This is a genomic window from Nocardia sp. GCM10030253 (assembly GCF_042675075.1).
Classification (GTDB): Bacteria; Actinomycetota; Actinomycetes; order Mycobacteriales; family Mycobacteriaceae; genus Nocardia.
Window position 1 is genome coordinate 849,362 of sequence record NZ_JBHTDL010000005.1, and the last position, 19,145, is coordinate 868,506.

The window sequence follows — 19,145 nt, forward strand, 5'->3', positions numbered from 1 at the left end:
CGCTCGGCAAGGCGCTCCTTGTCCCCCGCGGACGGCATAGTCGCCAAAAGCGATCGGAGCGAGGCGAGGTGGTCGTCGAACGCCGAGGTAGTCGAGGCGGCATCCAACCGTGCACGCAAGAATTTCGCCACCGCGGCGGCGGTCGGATAGTCGAACACCAGCGTGGACGGCAGTTTCATGCCCGCCGCCTCGGAGAGTCGATTTCGCAGCTCGACGCCGCCGAGCGAATCGAATCCGAGTTCGTTGAACGGGGCCTCGGGCTCGATTGCCGCGGCCGACGGGTATCCAAGCACCGCCGCGGCGTGCTCCCGCACGAATCCGAGTACCAGCGCATCCTTTTCGTCCTCCGGCGCGGCGGCAAGCCGTTGCGCCAACAGACCGTTGATTGCGACGCCGCTCGCCGCGCGCCGCGCCCGTGTGGGTGCCGGTACCAGGCCGCTGAGCACATCGGGCAGTAGCCCGGCTCTGGCCTGCGCCGCCAGTGTCGGCTTGTCGAACTCGACACCGGCGACCATGGCCTCGTCCATCGCGACCGCGGCGTCGAGCATCGCGGTCCCGTCGTCGTCGCCGAGCACCTTCATGCCCAGTCGTTCCAGCCGTGCCACAACGGACCGGTCCATATTGCCCGTCATGCCCGTGTCCTGATTCCACGGTCCCCAAGCCAGCGACAACGCGGGCAGACCTTGGGCGCGGCGGGCGCGCGCGAGCCCGTCGAGGAATGAGTTCGCCGCCGTGTAGTTGCCTTGCCCCGGCGAGCCGAGAACCGCGGCAAGCGAGGAGAACACGATGAACGCCGCCAAGTCGTGCTCCCGGGTCAGCTCGTCCAGGTGCAGCGCGCCATCGACCTTGGGCGCGAGCACGCGGTCGAACTGTTCGGCGGTCAACGATTCGATCGTGGCGTCGTCGACCACGCCCGCGGAGTGGATCACCGCCGTCAACGGATGCTCGGACCCGATCGAATCGAGCACTGCGGCCACGCTCGCCCGATCACCGACATCACATGCGGCGACACGTGTTTCGGCTCCCAGTGCAGCCAGCTCGGCGATCAGCTCCGCGACTCCCGCCGCCTGCTCGCCCCGCCGCGACACCAGCAGCAGGTGTTCGACGCCGTGCGCGACGACCAGATGCCGAGCCGTCACCGCACCGATTCCGGTGGTGCCGCCGGTGATCAACACCGTGCCGCCTCCGAAAGCGGCCCTATCGAACGCCCCGGTCTCGTCGGACATATTGCCGATTGCCAGGCGCGGCACGAACATCCGGGAGTCGCGAATCGCCACCTGAGCCTGTTCCGACTCGATCACGCTGCGCACGAGATCGGCGTGCAGGTCGCCATCGTGGTCCAGCAGCACAATCCGGCCCGGGTGTTCGGATTGGGCGCTGCGGACGAGACCGACCACCGCGGCGGCGGCCAGGTCCACCGGCTCGCCCGGCAGGCCCGCCGCACGGTGGGTCGCCACCACGAGCCGGGTTTCGGTCAGCTGCTCGATCGACAGCCACGAACGCAACACATTCCACGCCGTGTGGACCGACCGCCGAATCGCCAGGGCACGCTCACCGGAGGTGGCTTCGCCGTCGCGACCGTCGGCGACCACGACGAGGTCCTCGGCGAGCGACCAGACGACCACGTCCGGAAGCTCTGCGGCCGCGACCACTTCCGCGACACCGGTGTAGTGGTGGTCGATACCGGAAACCCGCGAGGAACCCAATGTCGCCGACACACCGGCGGACGACGCGGCCGACAGCGCCGACTCGGTCCATTGCAACTTCAGCGGCAACGAACGGTGAGACGTGCTCGCCGCGGCCAGAACTTCGGCGTCGACGGGACGCGCGGCGACCCCATCGATGGTCAGCACGATCGAACCGGCGTCGTCGAAGGCGTCGATCCGGACCTGCCCACTACCGTCCCTGACCACGCGCGCGCGCATCGCCGCGACGCCGGAGCGCCACAGCCGCACCCCCGCGAACGAGAAGGGCAGCGGTACCCGCCCCAGCGGCAGGTCTTGGATCAGCGCGTCGATGGCCACGTGCAGACATGCGTCCAGCAGCGCGGGATGAATGCCGAACGCGGACGCCGAGTCGCTCACGGATTCGGCGAGGGAGACTTCGGCGAACGTCTGTTCGCCGTCGGACCACATCGCCGTCACGCCCTGGAAGGCTGGACCGTAGTCGAAACCTCGTTGTGCCAGGCGGTCATAGAGCGACGCGTCATCCGACGTCTCGGCACCGGCGGGCGGCCATGTCCGCTCCTCCCACCTCGGGGCGACGTCGGCGGCGGCGGTCAGGACGCCGCGTGCGTGCAGCACCCACGGGTTCCCGTCGGCCGAGTCATCGTCGGCGGCTTCGGGTCGGGAGTAGATCGCGAATGCGCGCCTGCTCTCGTCGTCGGGCGCCGCGACACTCAGCTGCAGGTCGACCTCGGCGCCGCCGGCGAGCAGGAGCGGGGCTTCCAGCAGCAGTTCCTCGATGGCATCGACCTCCAGACGCGCACCCGCGGCCAACCCCAGTTCCACAAAAGCCGTCCCTGGCAGCAACACCGACCCGAACACCGCGTGGTCGGCGATCCAGGGCTGCGTCCGCACCGAGACCCGTCCGGTGAACAGCCACTCGTCCTTTCCGGCGAGCGGCATCGCATTCGTCAACAGCGGATGCCCGAACGAGCCTGCCACGACTTCGTCGCTCGGCTGCAACCAATACCGCTTGTGCTGGAACGCGTACGTCGGCAACGCAATCCGGCTCGCGGTGCGCCCGGCGAACAGGTGCAGCAGATCCACCGGCATCCCCACCGCATGCGCATGCGCGAGGGACGTGACGAACCCGACCGTTTCGTCGACCGACCGGCGAGACGACGCCAGCACCACCGACTTCGCCTCCACCTCAGGACGCTCCGCCAAACACTCACGGGTCATCGCGGTCAGCACCGCATCCGGACCGACCTCGACAAACCTACGCACACCCGACTCGACCAAACCGGCGACACCAGGAGCGAACCGCACACAACTGCGCACGTGCGTCACCCAGTACTCCGGATCCAGCACCTGCGCACCGGCCCGCTCACCCGAGACATTCGACACGATCGGCAACAACGGTTCCCGATACGTCAATCCCGCTGCCACAACGCGGAACTCGTCGAGTATCGGCTCCATCACCACCGAATGGGAGGCGTGCGAGATCCGCAGCATCGAGTTCTTACGACCGGCATCAGACAACCGCCGCTGGATCTCCTCGACGGCGTCCGCATATCCCGAGAACACCACCGACTCCGGACCGTTCACCGCACCGAGCGACACCCGATCCGTATAACCGGCCAACATCTCCACCGCCTCGGCCTCCGACACGCCCGCCGCGAGCATTGCCCCACCAGACGGCGCCGACCCCATCAACCGGCCACGCGCCGCCACCAACGCACACGCATCCGACAGCGACCACACGCCCGCCACGTACGTCGCGACCAACTCGCCCAACGAATGCCCCGCAACCACATCCGGTGTCACACCGAAGGACTCCAGCAAGCGGAACATCGCTACCTCGAACGCGAACAACGCGGGCTGCATCCACGCCATCCGATCCAGTACACCCTCGGGATCGGTGAACATCACTTCACGTAGTGACAGCAAGCTCGTTGAGGGGTGGTGGTCGGGCGAGTCGGCCCCACCGAGGTGCCGATCGAACTCGGCACACACCTCGTCCAACGCCGCAGCGAACACCGGGAACGCCTCGTACAACCCGGCACCCATACCGACCCGCTGCGCACCTCCACCAGTAAACAGAAAGGCGGTCTCGCCCGGACTGACAACGCTGTCGACCACACCCGGCCGCGTCGAACCCGACGCCAATGCGGCCAAACCGGCCAACAGCTCCTCGCGATTACGACCGACAACGACCCCGCGCCGATCCAGCAACGCGCGCGAGTCGAGCAACGACCGCGCCACCGCCCAGGAATCCACCTCAGGACGGTCGGTCAACCAGGTCCGCAACCGGTCCGCTTGCCCGCGCAAGCCCTCCTCCGACTTCGCCGACACCAGCAACGGCACCGCTGCGACGTCGAGTTCCGACTCGCCCGACGTATGTTCGCCGCCGTCGGGCTCCGTCACGGATCCGCGGGGCTGCTGACCGAACGGTGTCTTCGGCGCTTCCTCGAGAATCACGTGCGCGTTCGTACCGCTGATCCCGAACGACGACACCCCCGCACGCCGCACCCGATCACCGACGGGCCACTGCTCCGCGTCGGTCAGCACCCGCACCGACCCCGCCGACCAATCCACATGCGGCGACAGCTCATCCGCATGCAACGACCTCGGCAATGTCTCGTGCCGCAGCGCCTGCACCATCTTGATCACGCCACCGACGCCGGAAGCCGCCTGCGTGTGACCGATGTTGGATTTGAGCGCACCGATGCGCAGCGGCAGCTCCGGTCGATCCGGTCCATAGGCGGCGATCAAAGCCTGCGCCTCGATCGGGTCGCCCAATGTCGTCCCTGTCCCGTGCGTCTCCACCGCGTCCACATCCGCAGGGCGCAGGCCCGCGTTGTCCAACGCCGCCGCGATCACCCGCTCCTGCGATGGACCGTTCGGTGCGGTCAAACCGTTGCTCGCACCGTCCTGATTGACCGCGCTGCCGCGCACCACCGCGAGAACGTCGTGGCCCAAACGCAGTGCATCCGACAACCGTTCGACCACAAGTACGGCCGCACCCTCCGACCAGGCCACACCGTCGGCCGCTGCCGAGAACGACTTGCACCGACCGTCGGGAGCCAAACCGCGCTGCCTGGAGAACTCCACGAACACCAGCGGCGTCGACATGATGGTCGCACCGCCGACCAACGCCAGCGAGCTCTCCCCTTGACGCAGTGCTCGGCACGCCACATGCAACGCCACCAGCGACGACGAGCACGCCGTGTCCACCGTCATCGCAGGACCTTCCAAGCCCAACGCATACGCCACTCGTCCGGACACCACGCTGCCTGCGGCGCCGGTCCCGACATACCCCTCGACCTCGGGCCCGGCCTTGCGTGTCAGGGCCTCGTAGTCCTGGTACATCACTCCCGTGTAGACACCGGTGTCGCTGCCGCGCAACGACGTCGGATCAATCCCCGCGTGCTCCAACGCCTCCCACGACACCTCGAGCAGCAACCGCTGCTGCGGATCCATCGCGATCGCCTCACGAGGGCCGATCCCGAAGAATCCCGCGTCGAAATCGGCCGCGTTCGTGAGGAATCCGCCCTCTTTGACGTAGGACGTGCCCGGGTGCTCGGGGTCCGGATGAATGAGACGATCGAGCGCCCAGCCACGATCCGACGGAAACTCGCTGATGGCGTCGGTACCCGACGACACCAGATCCCACAGTGCGTCCGGCGATTCGACACCGCCGGGATACCGGCAGGCCATGCCGACGATCGCGATCGGCTCGTCGGTCCGCGTCCGCTGTTGTGTGCGGCGCACCTTCACTCCGGCGCCTTCGATTTGCGAGCGCACGTGACGGGCGATCGCCGCCGACGTCGGGTAGTCGAAGGCGAGGGTCGACGGCAGCCGCAGACCCGTGGCCTTGGCGAGGCGGTTGCGAAATTCCACAACCCCGAGCGAATCGAAACCCAGTTCGCTGAACGGCTTCTCGGCGTCGATCAGCTCGCCTGCGGCATACCCGAGCACCTCGGCGACCTGATTGCGCACGAAGTCGAGCACGATCGCGTCGTGCTTGTCCGGCGACACCGCCGCCAACCGCCTTGCCAGGTCCCCACCACCGTTGTCGGCGCGCCGCGGCGACGACACCAACGACTGCAGCAGACCGGGCAGCAGGCCGGCGCGGGCCTGGACGGACAGCGCCGCGACGTCGAAGTCGACTGCCGCGATAGCGGGTGCGCCGCCGCCCGCCAGGTCGAACAGCGCCAGCCCGTCGGCTTGCGCCAACGGACGGAAACCCATACGTGACAACCGGACCAGGGCGGCCGCGTCCAGTTCGGCCGTCATACCGCTGCTCGCGTTCCACGGACCCCACGCCACGGAAACGGCGGGTAGACCAGCGTTCACGCGCCGTAGCGCCAACGCGTCGAGAACTGAGTTCGCCGCCGCGTAGTTGCCCTGGCCCGCCGAACCGAGAACCGCCGCGATCGAGGAGAACACCACGAACGCCGAAAGGTCGCGGTCGAGGGTGAGCTCGTGCAGGTGCAGTGCCGCATCCACTTTCGGTGCGAGCACGCGGTCGACCTGCTCGGGTGTGAGCGTGTCGATGGTGCCGTCGTCGAGGACGCCCGCCGCATGGATGACAGCCGTCAATGCGGGACCGTCGGAGAGGCTCTCGAGCAGCGTGCGCACGGCGGCGCGGTCGCCGACGTCGCAGGCCAGCACCCTCGGTCGAGCTCCGAGCTCGCTCAACTCGGCAACGAGTTCGGCGACGCCGTCGGCCGCGGGGCCGCGCCGCGAGACCAACACCAGGTCACGCACCCCGTGCGTGACGGCGATATGCCGCGCGACCGCGGCGCCCAAACCGCTGGTGCCGCCGGTGATCAACACCGCGCCGGAGCCGAGGGCGATGGTCGACCCGGTCGCAGCGTCGCGACGGGTCAGCCGCGGCTCGAGCAGTGCGCCCTCGCGCACCGCCAGCTGTGCCGCGTCGGCATGGAGGGCGGCCGAGATCAGCTCGGGAGTCACCTCGCCGTCGACAGCACTGTCCACCAGTACGATTCGACCGGGATGCTCCGATTGCGCGCTGCGCAGCAGGCCCCAGGTCGCCGCGGCGGCCAGATCCGGATTCTCATCGGGCAGACCGACGCCGTTGCGGGTCACGACGACCAGTCGGGACTCGGCCGCCGCGGAAAGACGCAACCACGATCGAACTGTTGCCAACACCGTGTGCATACGTCGGTGCACGGCCTCCGCCGACACCAACCCAGCATTAGCCGACCCAGCGTCAGCATCCAGCGACACCGCACCAGCCTCAACCGACTCAGCGTCAGCATCCAGCGACACCGCACCGGAATCGGCAGACTCAGCGTCAGCATCTGCCAGCACTGCACCGGCTTCACCCGACCCGCCGTCGGCATGCGCCGTCACCGCACCAGAATCGGCAGACCCGACGCCAGCGTCGGATGATCCGGTGTCGGCGTCGTCGGCGAACCACACCACCACGTCGATGGGCGACCGCTGTGCCGCGTCGGTGTCCGAGCCGTGCGCCGCGACCAGTGCGACGACGTCCGGGTAGTGCTCATCGAATCCGGATGCGGGCCGCGGGCCAACCGCGACGATCCGGCGGGCGCCCTGGTCGACCTCGGCAGGCGATTCGACCGCGATCCACCGCACGTCGTACAGCGCGTGGCGACCGACGGACCGACCGTTGTTCACCACCTGGCTGTCGACCGGACGCGCCAGCAGCGATTCGACCGTCGCCACGAGAGTTCCCGCGTCATCGCAGAGTTCGAGCCGCACACTGTTGGCTCCGGTCCGCCGGATTCGGGCCTGTACCGCTGTCGCGCCATGGCGATACAGCCGCACGCCGTGGAACGAGAACGGCAGCGGCACCGTGCCGGGCCGCAGCTCCGTGGACAGTTCGTCCACCGCGGCGTGCAGCGCGGCGTCCAGCAGCGCCGGGTGCACGCCGAACCGGGCCGCGTCCGCGCCGACCTCGGCGGGCAACTGCACGTCGGCAAGCACGTCGTCCCCGTCGCGCCAGGTGCGACGCACGCCCTGGAACGCGGGTCCGTAATCGAGTCCGCGCGCGGCCAATTGGTCGTAGAGCGCCTGCGCGGGCGTCGCATCGTCCGACGGCGGCTCGCTGTAGCTGCCGGACTCGGCCGCATCGATCGCACTGCCCGGCGCGAAAACGCCGTGCGCGTGCGTGATTCCGCTCGCGCCCGCGGACTGTTCGTCGGCAGACCGCGAAGCCACGACGAATCGCCGCCGCCCGTTGTCATCGGGCGCTTCGACACTGATCTGGATGTCGATCTCGGTCCGGTCGTCCAAGCGCAGCGGCGCCTCGAGGACCAGCTCGTCGACGATCTCGACGCCCAACCGGGCACCGACCACCAACGCCAGCTCCACGAAACCGGTCCCGGGCAGCAGTACCGCGCCGAATACCGTGTGATCGGCGATCCACGATTGTGATGCCGTCGAGAGCCGTCCGGTGAAGAGCCACTCATCGGTGCCTGCCATCGCGACCGCCGCACCGAGCATGGGGTGGTCGATCGCCATGAGACCGGCACGGCCGACGTCGCCGAGACCGTCGGTGGGCGCGAGCCAATACCGTTCACGTTGGAATGCGTAGGTCGGCAATGGAACTCGGCGCGTCGACCGGCCCGCGTACATCGAGCGCCAATCCACCGCGAGGCCCGCCGTGTTCGCGGCAGCCAGGAAGGTGGTGAACTGCGCAACCTCGTCGGCACCGCGCCGACCGGCAGCGGTCACCACCGACCGCGCCTCGATATCGGGGGCCTCGGCAAGACACTGGCGGGTCATCGCCGCAAGAACGGCGTCCGGGCCCACCTCGAGGAACCGGCGGGCCCCCGCCGCGACAAGCGCCTGTACACCCGGAGCGAACCGGACGGCCCCCCGTACCTGACCCACCCAGTACGACGGATCGGTCAGCTCACGATCGACCACCTCGCCCGACACATTCGAGACGATCGGGACGGTCGGCATTCGATAGGTCAAACTGTCCGCCACCGAACGGAATTCGGCCAGCATCGGTTCCATTCGCGCCGAATGGAAGGCATGACTGACCCGCAATCTGCTCGTCTTGCGACCCTGGTCGCCGAGCAGTCTCTCGATCTCGTCGACAGCGTCCGCATCGCCGGAAAACACCACCGACGATGGACCGTTCACCGCGGCCACCGACAGCCGGTCGTGGTATCCGGCCACCAGCGCGGTCGCCTCGTCCTCGGCGATGGCCGCCGCGAGCATCGCACCGCCCTGCGGCAACGCGCCCATCAACCGTCCGCGGGCGGCCACCAGGGCGCACGCGTCCGAGAGCGACCAGACTCCCGCGACATACGCCGCGACCAACTCACCGATGGAGTGACCGAGCAGCACGTCAGGGATCGGCCCGAAAGACTCGACAAGCCGGTACAACGCCACCTCGAACGCGAACAACGCGGGCTGCGTGAACTCCGTCCGATCCAACAGGGCAGCGTCGTCCTCGGCGAACATCAGCTCCCGCAATGACAGCGCGGAACTCCTCGAAGGGTGGTGGTCGGGCGACGGGTGGGCCAGCGCGGAGCTCCCCGAGGGGTGCTGGCCGGGTGCCGGGTGGGCTCGTCCGAGCAGCGGATCGAATGCGGCGCACACCTCGTCGAGCGCCGCCGCGAACACCGGAAACGCCGTATACAGACCCTTCCCCATCCCCGGCTGCTGCGCGCCCTGACCGGTGAACAGAAACGCCGTGCGTCCCGAACCGACGGACCCGCGCACCACCTCGACCCCCGGTGCGGCGGAGGCGCCGTCGGCAAGCGCGGCCAAGCCCGCGAGCAGCTCCGTTCGGTCGCGTCCGACGACCGCGCCGCGCACGTCCAACTGCGCCCTGGAAGTCACCAGGGAGTACGCGGTATCCCACACGTCGGCCTCGGGCTCGCGGAGCATCCACTGCCGCAGCCGATCCGCCTGCGCCGCAAGGCCGGGCTCGGAGCGCGCCGACAACACCAACGCGACGACATCCGATGCGCTGGGCTGGCCAGATGTGTTCGGCTGAGCCGACACGTTGGATTGTGCGGAGCCGTTGGGCTGAGCGGTCGCAGTGGGCTCAGCTGTTGTGTTGGGCTGAGCGGCCGCCGTCGCCGCGATATCGTCTTGCTCCGGTGTTCCCCCGGAAGCAGCGACCGCGGGCGCCTCCTCCAGGATGACGTGGGCGTTGGTGCCGCTGGCCCCGAAGGACGACACGCCCGCACGCCGGATTCGTTCTCCTACGGGCCACGGCTCCGGCTCCTGAAGCAGCCGCACCGTGCCCGCCGACCAATCCACGTGCGGGGTCGGCTCGTCCACGTGCAAAGTCTTCGGCAGCACGCCGTGCCGCATGGCCTGGACCATCTTGATCACGCCACCGACGCCCGCCGCGGCAGAGGTGTGGCCGACATTGGACTTGAGGGACCCGAGGCGCAGCGGCGCGTCACCACGCCGCGCACCGTAGACGCCGATCAGCGCGCTCGCCTCGATCGGATCACCGAGCGTGGTGCCGGTGCCGTGGGCTTCCACCGCGTCGACATCCGCGGGGTCGAGACCGGCATTGGCCAGCGCCTGCGCGATGACGCGTTCCTGGGACGGACCGTTCGGCGCGGTCAAACCGTTGCTCGCGCCATCCTGATTGACCGCGCTGCCACACACCACCGCCAAGACGGTGTGACCGAGACGCTGTGCGTCCGACAGCCGCTCCAGCACCAGCATTCCGAGACCTTCGGAGAAGCCGGTCCCATCGGCGGCCGCCGCGAACGCTTTGCAGCGGGCATCGGAGGACAGCGCGCGTTGCCGCGCGAACGCGATCAGCAGGGACGGGTCCGACATCACGGTGACGCCGCCTGCCAGGGCGAGTGCGGCGTCACCATGACGCAGCGCCTGGCACGCGAGGTGCAGGGCCACCAGCGACGACGAGCACGCGGTGTCGACCGAGATGGCCGGGCCCTTGAAGCCGAGGGTGTACGCGATCCGACCGGACAGCACGCTGTTCGAAACACCGAGGTAGACATGGCCTTCCGTCTCGGCGGTGATCCCGGCGGAGCCGACGCGTGGGCCATAGTTCTGATGAGCTACCCCGGCGAACACCCCGGTGTCGCTGCCGCGCAACGACATCGGGTCGATACCGGCGTCTTCCAACGCCTCCCAGGACGCCTCGAGCATCAGGCGCTGCTGTGGATCCAACGCCGCGGCCTCGCGTGGGCTGATCCCGAAGAAGGTGGGATCGAAGTCGGCCACCGAATCGAGAAAACCGCCCTGCCGCGTGTAGATCGTGCCGGGCACATCCGGGTCCGGGTTGAACAGCCGCTCCAGGTCCCACCCCCGGTCGGACGGGTAGTCACCAACGGCGTCCACGCCGTCGTCGACGACGCGCCACAGATCCTCGGGGGACCGCACGCCACCGGGGTATCGGCAGGCCATTCCGACAATGGCGATGGGCTCACGCGACCGGTCGGTGATCTCGCGCAGTTGTTGCTTGGTCTCGTACAGCTCTTTCGCGGTCTTCTTGAGATACCGGCGAAGCTCGTCATTGTCGGCCATCGGTGGGGCTCCTGGTCGTTTCAGTTCAGCTGAGGTTGTCGACGAATCAGCTGAGGTTGTCGATGAAGTCGAAGAGTTCGCGGTCGTCCGCGGCGTCGAGGCCCTCGACGCTGCCGCCCCGATCGGCCTCGCTCGCGTCCTTGCCTTCGAGCGCGCGCCACATCGCCATCAACTCGAGTGCGATGCCGGAACGGTCCGCAGGCGACAGATCGGCCGCGGCAACACTGCGCGCCAACGACGCGAGCTCGGCCGCGATCCGATCGACGGAACCGTCGGCCGGAGCGATCTCCTGACGGAGGAAACCGGCAAGCTCCGCCGGTGTCGGATAGTCGAACATCGCGGTTGCGGACAACTGCACGCCGACAGCCGATTTCAGCCTGTTCCGGAACTCCATGACGCCGAGCGAGTCGAACCCGATATCGCTGAACGGCTTGTCCGAGGCGATCGAGTCCGCGCCATCGTGGCCGAGGATCGCCGCGGCCTGGGCGCGGATCACGTCGAGGACGATGCGGTCCTGCTCGGCCGTCGAGCGGCCGGCCAGTTGCGCCGCCAGATCGGGCGCCTGGCTCGGCGCGCCACTCACCCGGCGCCGCGACGGGCGTGCCAAACCACGCATGACCGCGCGCAAGTCATCCGGGCCCGCCTCGGCCAGCGCGGACCGATCGATCCGGACCGCAACGAACCCGGACCTGCCGCCCGCGAGTGCCGCGTCGAACAGCGCCATGCCGTCCTCGCCGCCGACCGGAAGGAAACCCTCGCGCCGCCACCTGGCGAAGTCGGCGTCACCGAGCACACTGGTCATGCCGGTGCGCTCCCGCCACGGCCCCCACGCCACAGAGGTCGCGGGCAGACCGGACAGGTGCCGCTGTTGCGCCAGCGCATCCAGGAAGACATTGGCGGCGGCGTAGTTCGCCTGCGCCGCACTGCCGATCACGCCCGCGATCGAGGAATAGAGTACGAATGCCGACAGGTCCAGGTCCTTGGTCGCCTCGTGCAGGTTCCACGCCGCATCCACTTTCGGCCGCAACACGTCCGCGATCTGTTCCGGCGTCATACCGGCGAGCAGGCCGTCGGCCAGCACGCCCGCGGTGTGGAAGACGCCGGTCAACGGATGTTCCCGAGGTATCGACGCCAGCACTTCGTCCAACGCGGCCCGGTCGGCCGCGTCGCAGGCGAGCACGTCCACGTGCGCGCCGAGCGCGCCGAGTTCGGCCCGGAGTTCGGCCGCGCCAGGCGCGTCTTTGCCGCGCCTGCTTGCCAATACGAGCCTGCGCACGCCGTATGTCGTGATCAGGTGCCTGGCGAGGATCGCGCCGAGTCCACCGGTGCCGCCGGTGATCAGGACGGTGCCATCGGGCCGCAGCGGCGTCGGCACGGTGAGCACGTTCTTGCCGATGTGGCGGGCCTGGCTGAGATACCGGAAGGCTTCTGGTGCCTGTCGCAGGTCCCACGCGGTGGTGGGGGACGGTGTCAACGTTCCGGCCTCGAAGAGTGCTACGAGAACCCGCATGATCTCTTGGAGCCGATCCGGATCCGCATCCATCAGCATGAAACTCTGGTAACGCACCCCGGGATACTCGGCGGCCACCTCGACCGGATCGCGCCGGTCGATCATGCCCATCTCGACGAACCGGCCACCGCGCGGCAACAATCGCAATGACGCGTCCACGAATTCGCCTGCCAGCGAATCCAACACGATATCCACACCGCGACCATCGGTGACGTCGAGGAACTTCCGCTCGAAATCCAAGGTGCGCGAGTCGCCGATGTCCGCGTCGCCGAATCCCATGCCGCGCAACACCTCCCACTTCGGCTCACTGGCGGTAACCAGCAGCCGCAGGCCAAGATGCCGCGCGACCTGCACCGCCGCCGTGCCGACGCCGCCGGTTGCCGCATGCAGCAACAGCGTCTCGCCGGGTCGAGCACCGGCCAGGTCGACGAGACCGTAGTAGGCCGTCGCATACGCCGCAGGAACAGCTGCGGCCTGACCGAACGACCAGCCGCGCGGGATCGGCGCGAGCAGTCGTCGATCGGTCACCGCGACCGATCCGACACCGGAGAGGAACCCGAAAACCCGGTCACCAGGGGCGAATTCGGTCACATCGGGTGCCACCTCGAGCACGACCCCCGCTCCTTCGACGCCGATTCGGGCGTTCGGGTCGGGGTAGGTACCGAGGGCGATGAGCACGTCGCGGAAGTTGAGGCCGACCGCCCGCATACTCATCCGGACCTGTCCTGCCTCGAGCGGCGCGCCGGGATGATCTGCCAGGCCGAAGTTGTCTCCGGTCAACGTGCCCTTGTCGAGCAGTGTGAGTGCCCATTGCGCGGTGTCGCGCAACGCGGCGACCCCGTGCAGATCCGAACCGGCGCGGTGCAGCCGCGGCACGTGCGTCGTACCTCGCCGTACCGCCAGCTGGGGTTCACCCGCCGTCGTCACAGCCACTTCCACCCAGCGCCGATAGTCGGCCGACGCGTCGACATCGACCACGAGAATCCGGTCCGGGTGCTCGCTCTGCGCGGTGCGCAGCAGACCCAACGCCGCTGCTGCGGGCAGGTCGACAGTCTCACCGGGATGCACGGCCACCGCATTGCGGGTCACGACGACGATGGACTGGTCCTGCGTCAGCAACCGCTGGATGCGCGCGGTCAGCGCCGTAACTACATCCCGCGTCCGAGCCGGGAGATAGCGCTCGCCTGCCGCACCGTCGAGCCGCAACACCGTCGCAGCCCGTCCCGCGATCGAGACGATTTCACCATCCTCGGCAGTGCTCCAGTCGCCGGTTTCGGTGAACTCGCCCGCCGGAAGCGCGACCCAGTCCAGGCCGTAGCCGACGCCGTCGGTCCGGCGGTGCGCCGAACCGAGCGCGGCGGTCGAAATGGGCCGCAGCGTAAGCGCGCCCACCTCGGCCACCGCCACACCCGACGTGTCGGCGAGCGTCACCGCGATCCGCTCCCCCGCCGCGGAGCCGGTCGCGACCGCTCTGACCCGCAGCGCGGTCGCCCCGATCGCGTACAGCGCGACGTTCTCCCACGAGAACGGGACGGCGACCTCACCGACCCGCGTCGCGGGAACCAACCCGCCGAACAGGACCGCGTGCAACGCGGCATCCAGCAACGCCGGATGCACCCCGAATTCCCCTGCCGCCGATCGGACGGGCTCCGGTAGCGCGACTTCCGCGAATACCTCACCGTCGCGCCGCCACAGCGCGGTCAGTCCCTGGAACCCCGGTCCGTACTCATAGCCCAGCTCTGCCAGATCCGCATAGACGTCGCCGAGTTCCATCGCCGTCGCACCGGCCGGCGGCCAACTCGCCATATTCGTGTCGATCGACGGCGTGTCCACCTGGGCAGTGACCGACGCGACCACATGGCGAAGCCATTGTGGGTCACCGGAACCATCGTTGTGCTCGGCCCGACCGGCTGAGTTGATGCGCGAACGCTCCGCTCCATCGCTGGGGTCGGCACCGCGGATGCGCGAGTACACCGACACCGTCCGCTCGCCCGTCTCGTCCGGCCCGGTCGCCACCACCCGCAGCTCGACGCCACCGGTGGACGGCACCGCCAGCGGCGCTTCGATCACCAGCTCCGCCAATCGCGGGCACTGCACCATCGTCCCCACGTGCAGGACCAGCTCCACGAAGGCCGCACCGGGCAGCAATGTCACACCGGCGACCGTATGGTCGGCAAGCCATGGATGACCGGCGCGAGAAAGCCTGCCCGTGAACACCACTTCCTCGGAATCCGGCAGCCGCACCATCGCGCTCAACAGTGGATGTCCCGCTTCGTCGAGACCCGACTGCCGGGCGTCCTGCGCGGTGACCGGCTGGAGCCAGTACCGCTGATGCTGGAATGCGTACGTGGGCAACGGCACCCGATCCACGGAGCGACCCGCGAACAGCCGTGTCCAGTCCATTCTCGTGCCTGAGACATCGACCGAGGCCAGCGCGGAAACGAACTGGGTTGGTTCGTCGATCGAGCGTCGGGCGGCCGCGACCACCGTCGACTTGGCCTCGACGTCCTGATTCTCGGCAAGACACTGCCGAACCATCGCGGCCAGCACGGCATCCGGTCCGATCTCCAGGAAACGCCGCACCCCGGCCCCGACCAGAGTGTCGATTCCCGGCGCGAACCGGACGCAGCCGCGCACCTGCTCGACCCAATACTCCGGATCGGTCACCTCGTCACCGACCAGGGCGCCCGAGACGTTCGACACGATCTGGACGGTCGGCTGGTGATAGGTCAACTCTTTTGCGACACAACGGAACTCGACGAGCATCGGCTCCATCAACGCCGAATGGAACGCGTGACTCACCCGAAGCCGGGAGGTCTTGACCCCTTCCGCGACGAACGCGTCCGCTATCTCGTCGATCGCGGAAACCTGCCCGGACAAAACCACCGACGACGGGCCGTTCACCGCGGCCATCGACACCCGGCCCGCGAATCCGGCGAGCACCGCGCTCGCTCGCGCCTCTGGCACCGCGACCGCCAGCATCGACCCGCCCTCGGGCAGCGCCCCCATCAATCGCCCGCGGGCGACCACCAGGGCGCACGCGTCGGGCAACGACCACACACCCGCCACATAGGCGGCCGCGAGCTCCCCGATCGAGTGCCCGATCAGCACGTCGGGTACGACGCCGAACGACTCCAGCAGCCGGAACAGCGCCACCTCGAAGGCGAACAGGGCGGGCTGGGTGAACTCGGTCCGATCCAGCAGCGCCGCGCTGTCCTTGTCGAACACCAGGTCCCGCAAGGACAGCGCGGAGCTCCTCGAGGGGTGGTGGTCGGGCGACGGGTAGGCCTGCCCGAGCAGCGGATCGATCTGGGCGCACACTTCGTCGAACGCCGCCGCGAATACCTCGAAGGCCGCGTACAACCCCGCACCCATACCGGCCCGTTGCGCACCCTGCCCGGTGAACAGGAATGCCGTCTGGCCCGATCCGACGGTCGCCTCGATCGTGCCCGGCGAACCCGCCGCCAGCTCGGCGAGACCGGCCAGCAGCTCGTCGCGATCACGACCGACGACGGCTGCGCGCCGGTCGAGCCGAGCGCGAGACGTCGCCGAGGAATACGCGACATCCCACACGTTCACGTCGGGATCATCGATCAACCACTGCCGCAGGCGATCCGCCTGCGCCCGCAGTCCGGATTCGGAACTCGCCGAGACCAGCAGCGCGGCGGCCGGGGAGGTGCGCGGCGGATCGGTGGGCTCTAGCTGTGCCCCCGACACTCGACGGGGTCCGATGTGGACTGGTGCTTCTTCCAGGATGGCGTGCGCGTTGGTGCCGCTGATGCCGAATGACGACACCCCGGCGCGGCGGATGCGCCCGCCTGCCGGCCACGGCTCGGCCTCGGTCAACAGCTGGACATCGCCGGTCGACCATGCCACGTGCGGGCTCGGCTCCTCCGCATGGAGCGTCTTCGGCAGCGTCTCGTGGCGCAATGCCTGAACCATCTTGATGACTCCACCGACACCGGCCGCGGCGATGGTGTGTCCGATGTTCGACTTGATCGACCCGATCCGCAGCGGAACTCCGGCACGACCCTGCCCGTAGGCGCCGATCAGCGCCTGCGCCTCGATCGGATCACCCAAAGTCGTTCCGGTACCGTGCGCCTCGACCGCATCGACGTCCGTCGGCTCGAGACCGGCATCGGCCAACGCCGCCGCGATCACCCGCTCCTGCGAAGGACCGTTCGGCGCGGTCAAACCATTGCTGGCCCCGTCCTGGTTCACGGCAGTTCCGCGCACGAGAGCGAGGACGTTGTGGCCGAGGCGCGCGGCGTCGGAGAGCCGCTCGAGTACAAGAACCCCGACGCCCTCGGAGAAGGCGACGCCATCGGCCGTTGCGGAGAATGATTTGCAGCGTCCATCGGGCGCCAGACCACGCTGCCGCGCGAAGTCGACATAGAGATAGGGGCTTGCCGCGACCGACACGCCGCTGGCCAGTGCCAGCGAAGTCTCGCCCTGTCGTAGCGCTCGGCAGGCCTGATGCAGAGCGACAAGGGACGACGAGCACGCAGTATCCACGGTGACCGCGGGCCCTTCGAGGCCGAAGACATAGGACACTCGGCCGGAGATCACACTGTGCGTGGTTCCGGTGAGCCGATATCCCTCCAGATCCCCGGTGACCCGATCGATGTAGCCGGAAGCGGACGCTCCGGCGAACACTCCGGTGTCGCTGCCGCGCAACGAAACCGGATCTATGCCCGCGTCCTCCAGCGCCTCCCAGGACGCTTCGAGCAACAGGCGTTGTTGCGGGTCCATCGCGGACGCCTCGCGCGGGCTGATGCCGAAGAAACCGGCGTCGAAACCGCCTGCGTCGTCGAGGAATCCGCCGCGACGGGTGTAGGCGGTGCCTGGCTTGTCCGGATCCGAATCGAACAGTCGCTCCAGATCCCAGCCACGATCCGACGGGAACTCGCCGGTCGCGTCGGTCCCGGAAGCGAGGAGATCCCAGAGCGCCTCCGGTGAATCGACACCTCCTGGGAACCGGCAGCTCATCCCCACGATGGCGATCGGTTCGTCCGCGGGCAGCCGGCGCTGAGTCTTCGCGACGGGTTCGCCCACCGATATCGGCGCGACCAAGGACTGCACCAGCTTCGCCACCGCCGTCACGGTCGGATGGTCGAAGACCAGGGTCGAGGGCAACGGCAGACCGGTGGCTTCGGCCAGCCGGTTGCGGAATTCCATGACACCCAGCGAATCGAATCCGATATCGCTGAACGGCTTGTCCACGGCAATCGAGTCCGCGCCGTCATGCCCGAGAACCGCCGCGGCCTGGACACGGATCACCTCGACGATGACACGTTCCTGCTCGGCGGCCGAACGGCCGACCAGCTGCGCCGCCAGACTCGACGTCCGGCCCGCCGCGACGGCAACGCGGCGGCGGGACGGCCGCGACAGACCGCGCATGACAGCAGACAGCTCACCGGGACCTGCCGCCGCGAGCGCGGCCCGATCGACGCGGGCGGCCACGAATGCGGACCTGCCACCCACCATTGCGGCGTCGAACAGCGCCATACCCGCCTCGTCGGCCAGCGGAAGAAAGCCCTGCCGCCGCAAGCGAGCGAGGTCGGCCGCGCTGAGGTCGCTGGTCATGCCGCTGCTCTTCGGCCACGGCCCCCATGCCACCGAGGTCGCGGGCAGACCGCTCACGTGTCGGTGTTGCGCCAACGCATCCAGGAATACATTCGCGGCGGCGTAGTTCGCCTGCCCCGCGTTGCCGACCACGCCCGCGATCGAGGAATAGAGCACGAACGCCGACAGATCCAGGTCCTTGGTCGCCTCGTGCAGATTCCACGCCGCATCCACCTTCGGCCGCAACACATCCGCGATCTGCTGCGGAGACATGGTGGCGAACAGGCCGTCGGCCAGCACACCCGCGGCGTGCACGACACCCGTCAACGGATATTGCGACGGTATCGCCGCCAACACGGCATCCACCGCGGCCCGGTCGGCCACATCACAGGCGACGACGTCCACATGAGCGCCGAGCGCGCTGAGCTCGTTGGTGAGTTCGGCAGCGCCCGGCGCATCCGGGCCGCTCCTGCCCGCCAACACCAGCCTGCGCACGCCGTATGCGGTGACCAGATGTCGCGCAGCCAACGCACCTAGTTCCCCGGTGCCGCCGGTGATCAGGACGGTGCCATCGGGCCGCAGCGGCGTCGGCACGGTGAGCACGTTCTTGCCGATATGCCGAGCCTGGCTCACGTACCGGAAAGCCTCGGGCACTTGCCGTACGTCCCACGCGATGGTCGGGGAGAGCGTCAACGTGCCGGCGTCGAAAAGTCCGACGAGGATCTTCAGGATTTCGTGGAGCCGATCCGGATCCACATCCAGCAGCATGAAATCGCGGTAATCCACCCCCGGATGTTCGGCGGCCACCTCGACCGGATCACGCCGGTCGATCATGCCCATCTCGACGAACCGGCCACCGCGCGGCAACAATCGCAATGACG

At 68.6% G+C, this 19,145-nt stretch carries 1 protein-coding gene and 1 pseudogene; both read right to left on the bottom strand.

Annotated features, from left to right (window positions below):
• Positions 1-128: 128 nt before the first annotated feature.
• Positions 129-11,177, bottom strand: a pseudogene (locus tag ACFQZZ_RS12250) (type I polyketide synthase); the annotation flags it as partial.
• 58 nt (positions 11,178-11,235) lie between these two features.
• Positions 11,236-19,140, bottom strand: coding sequence for an SDR family NAD(P)-dependent oxidoreductase (locus ACFQZZ_RS12255; RefSeq protein WP_378678448.1), 7,905 nt, complete (start codon positions 19,138-19,140; stop codon positions 11,236-11,238).
• Positions 19,141-19,145 lie beyond the last annotated feature (5 nt).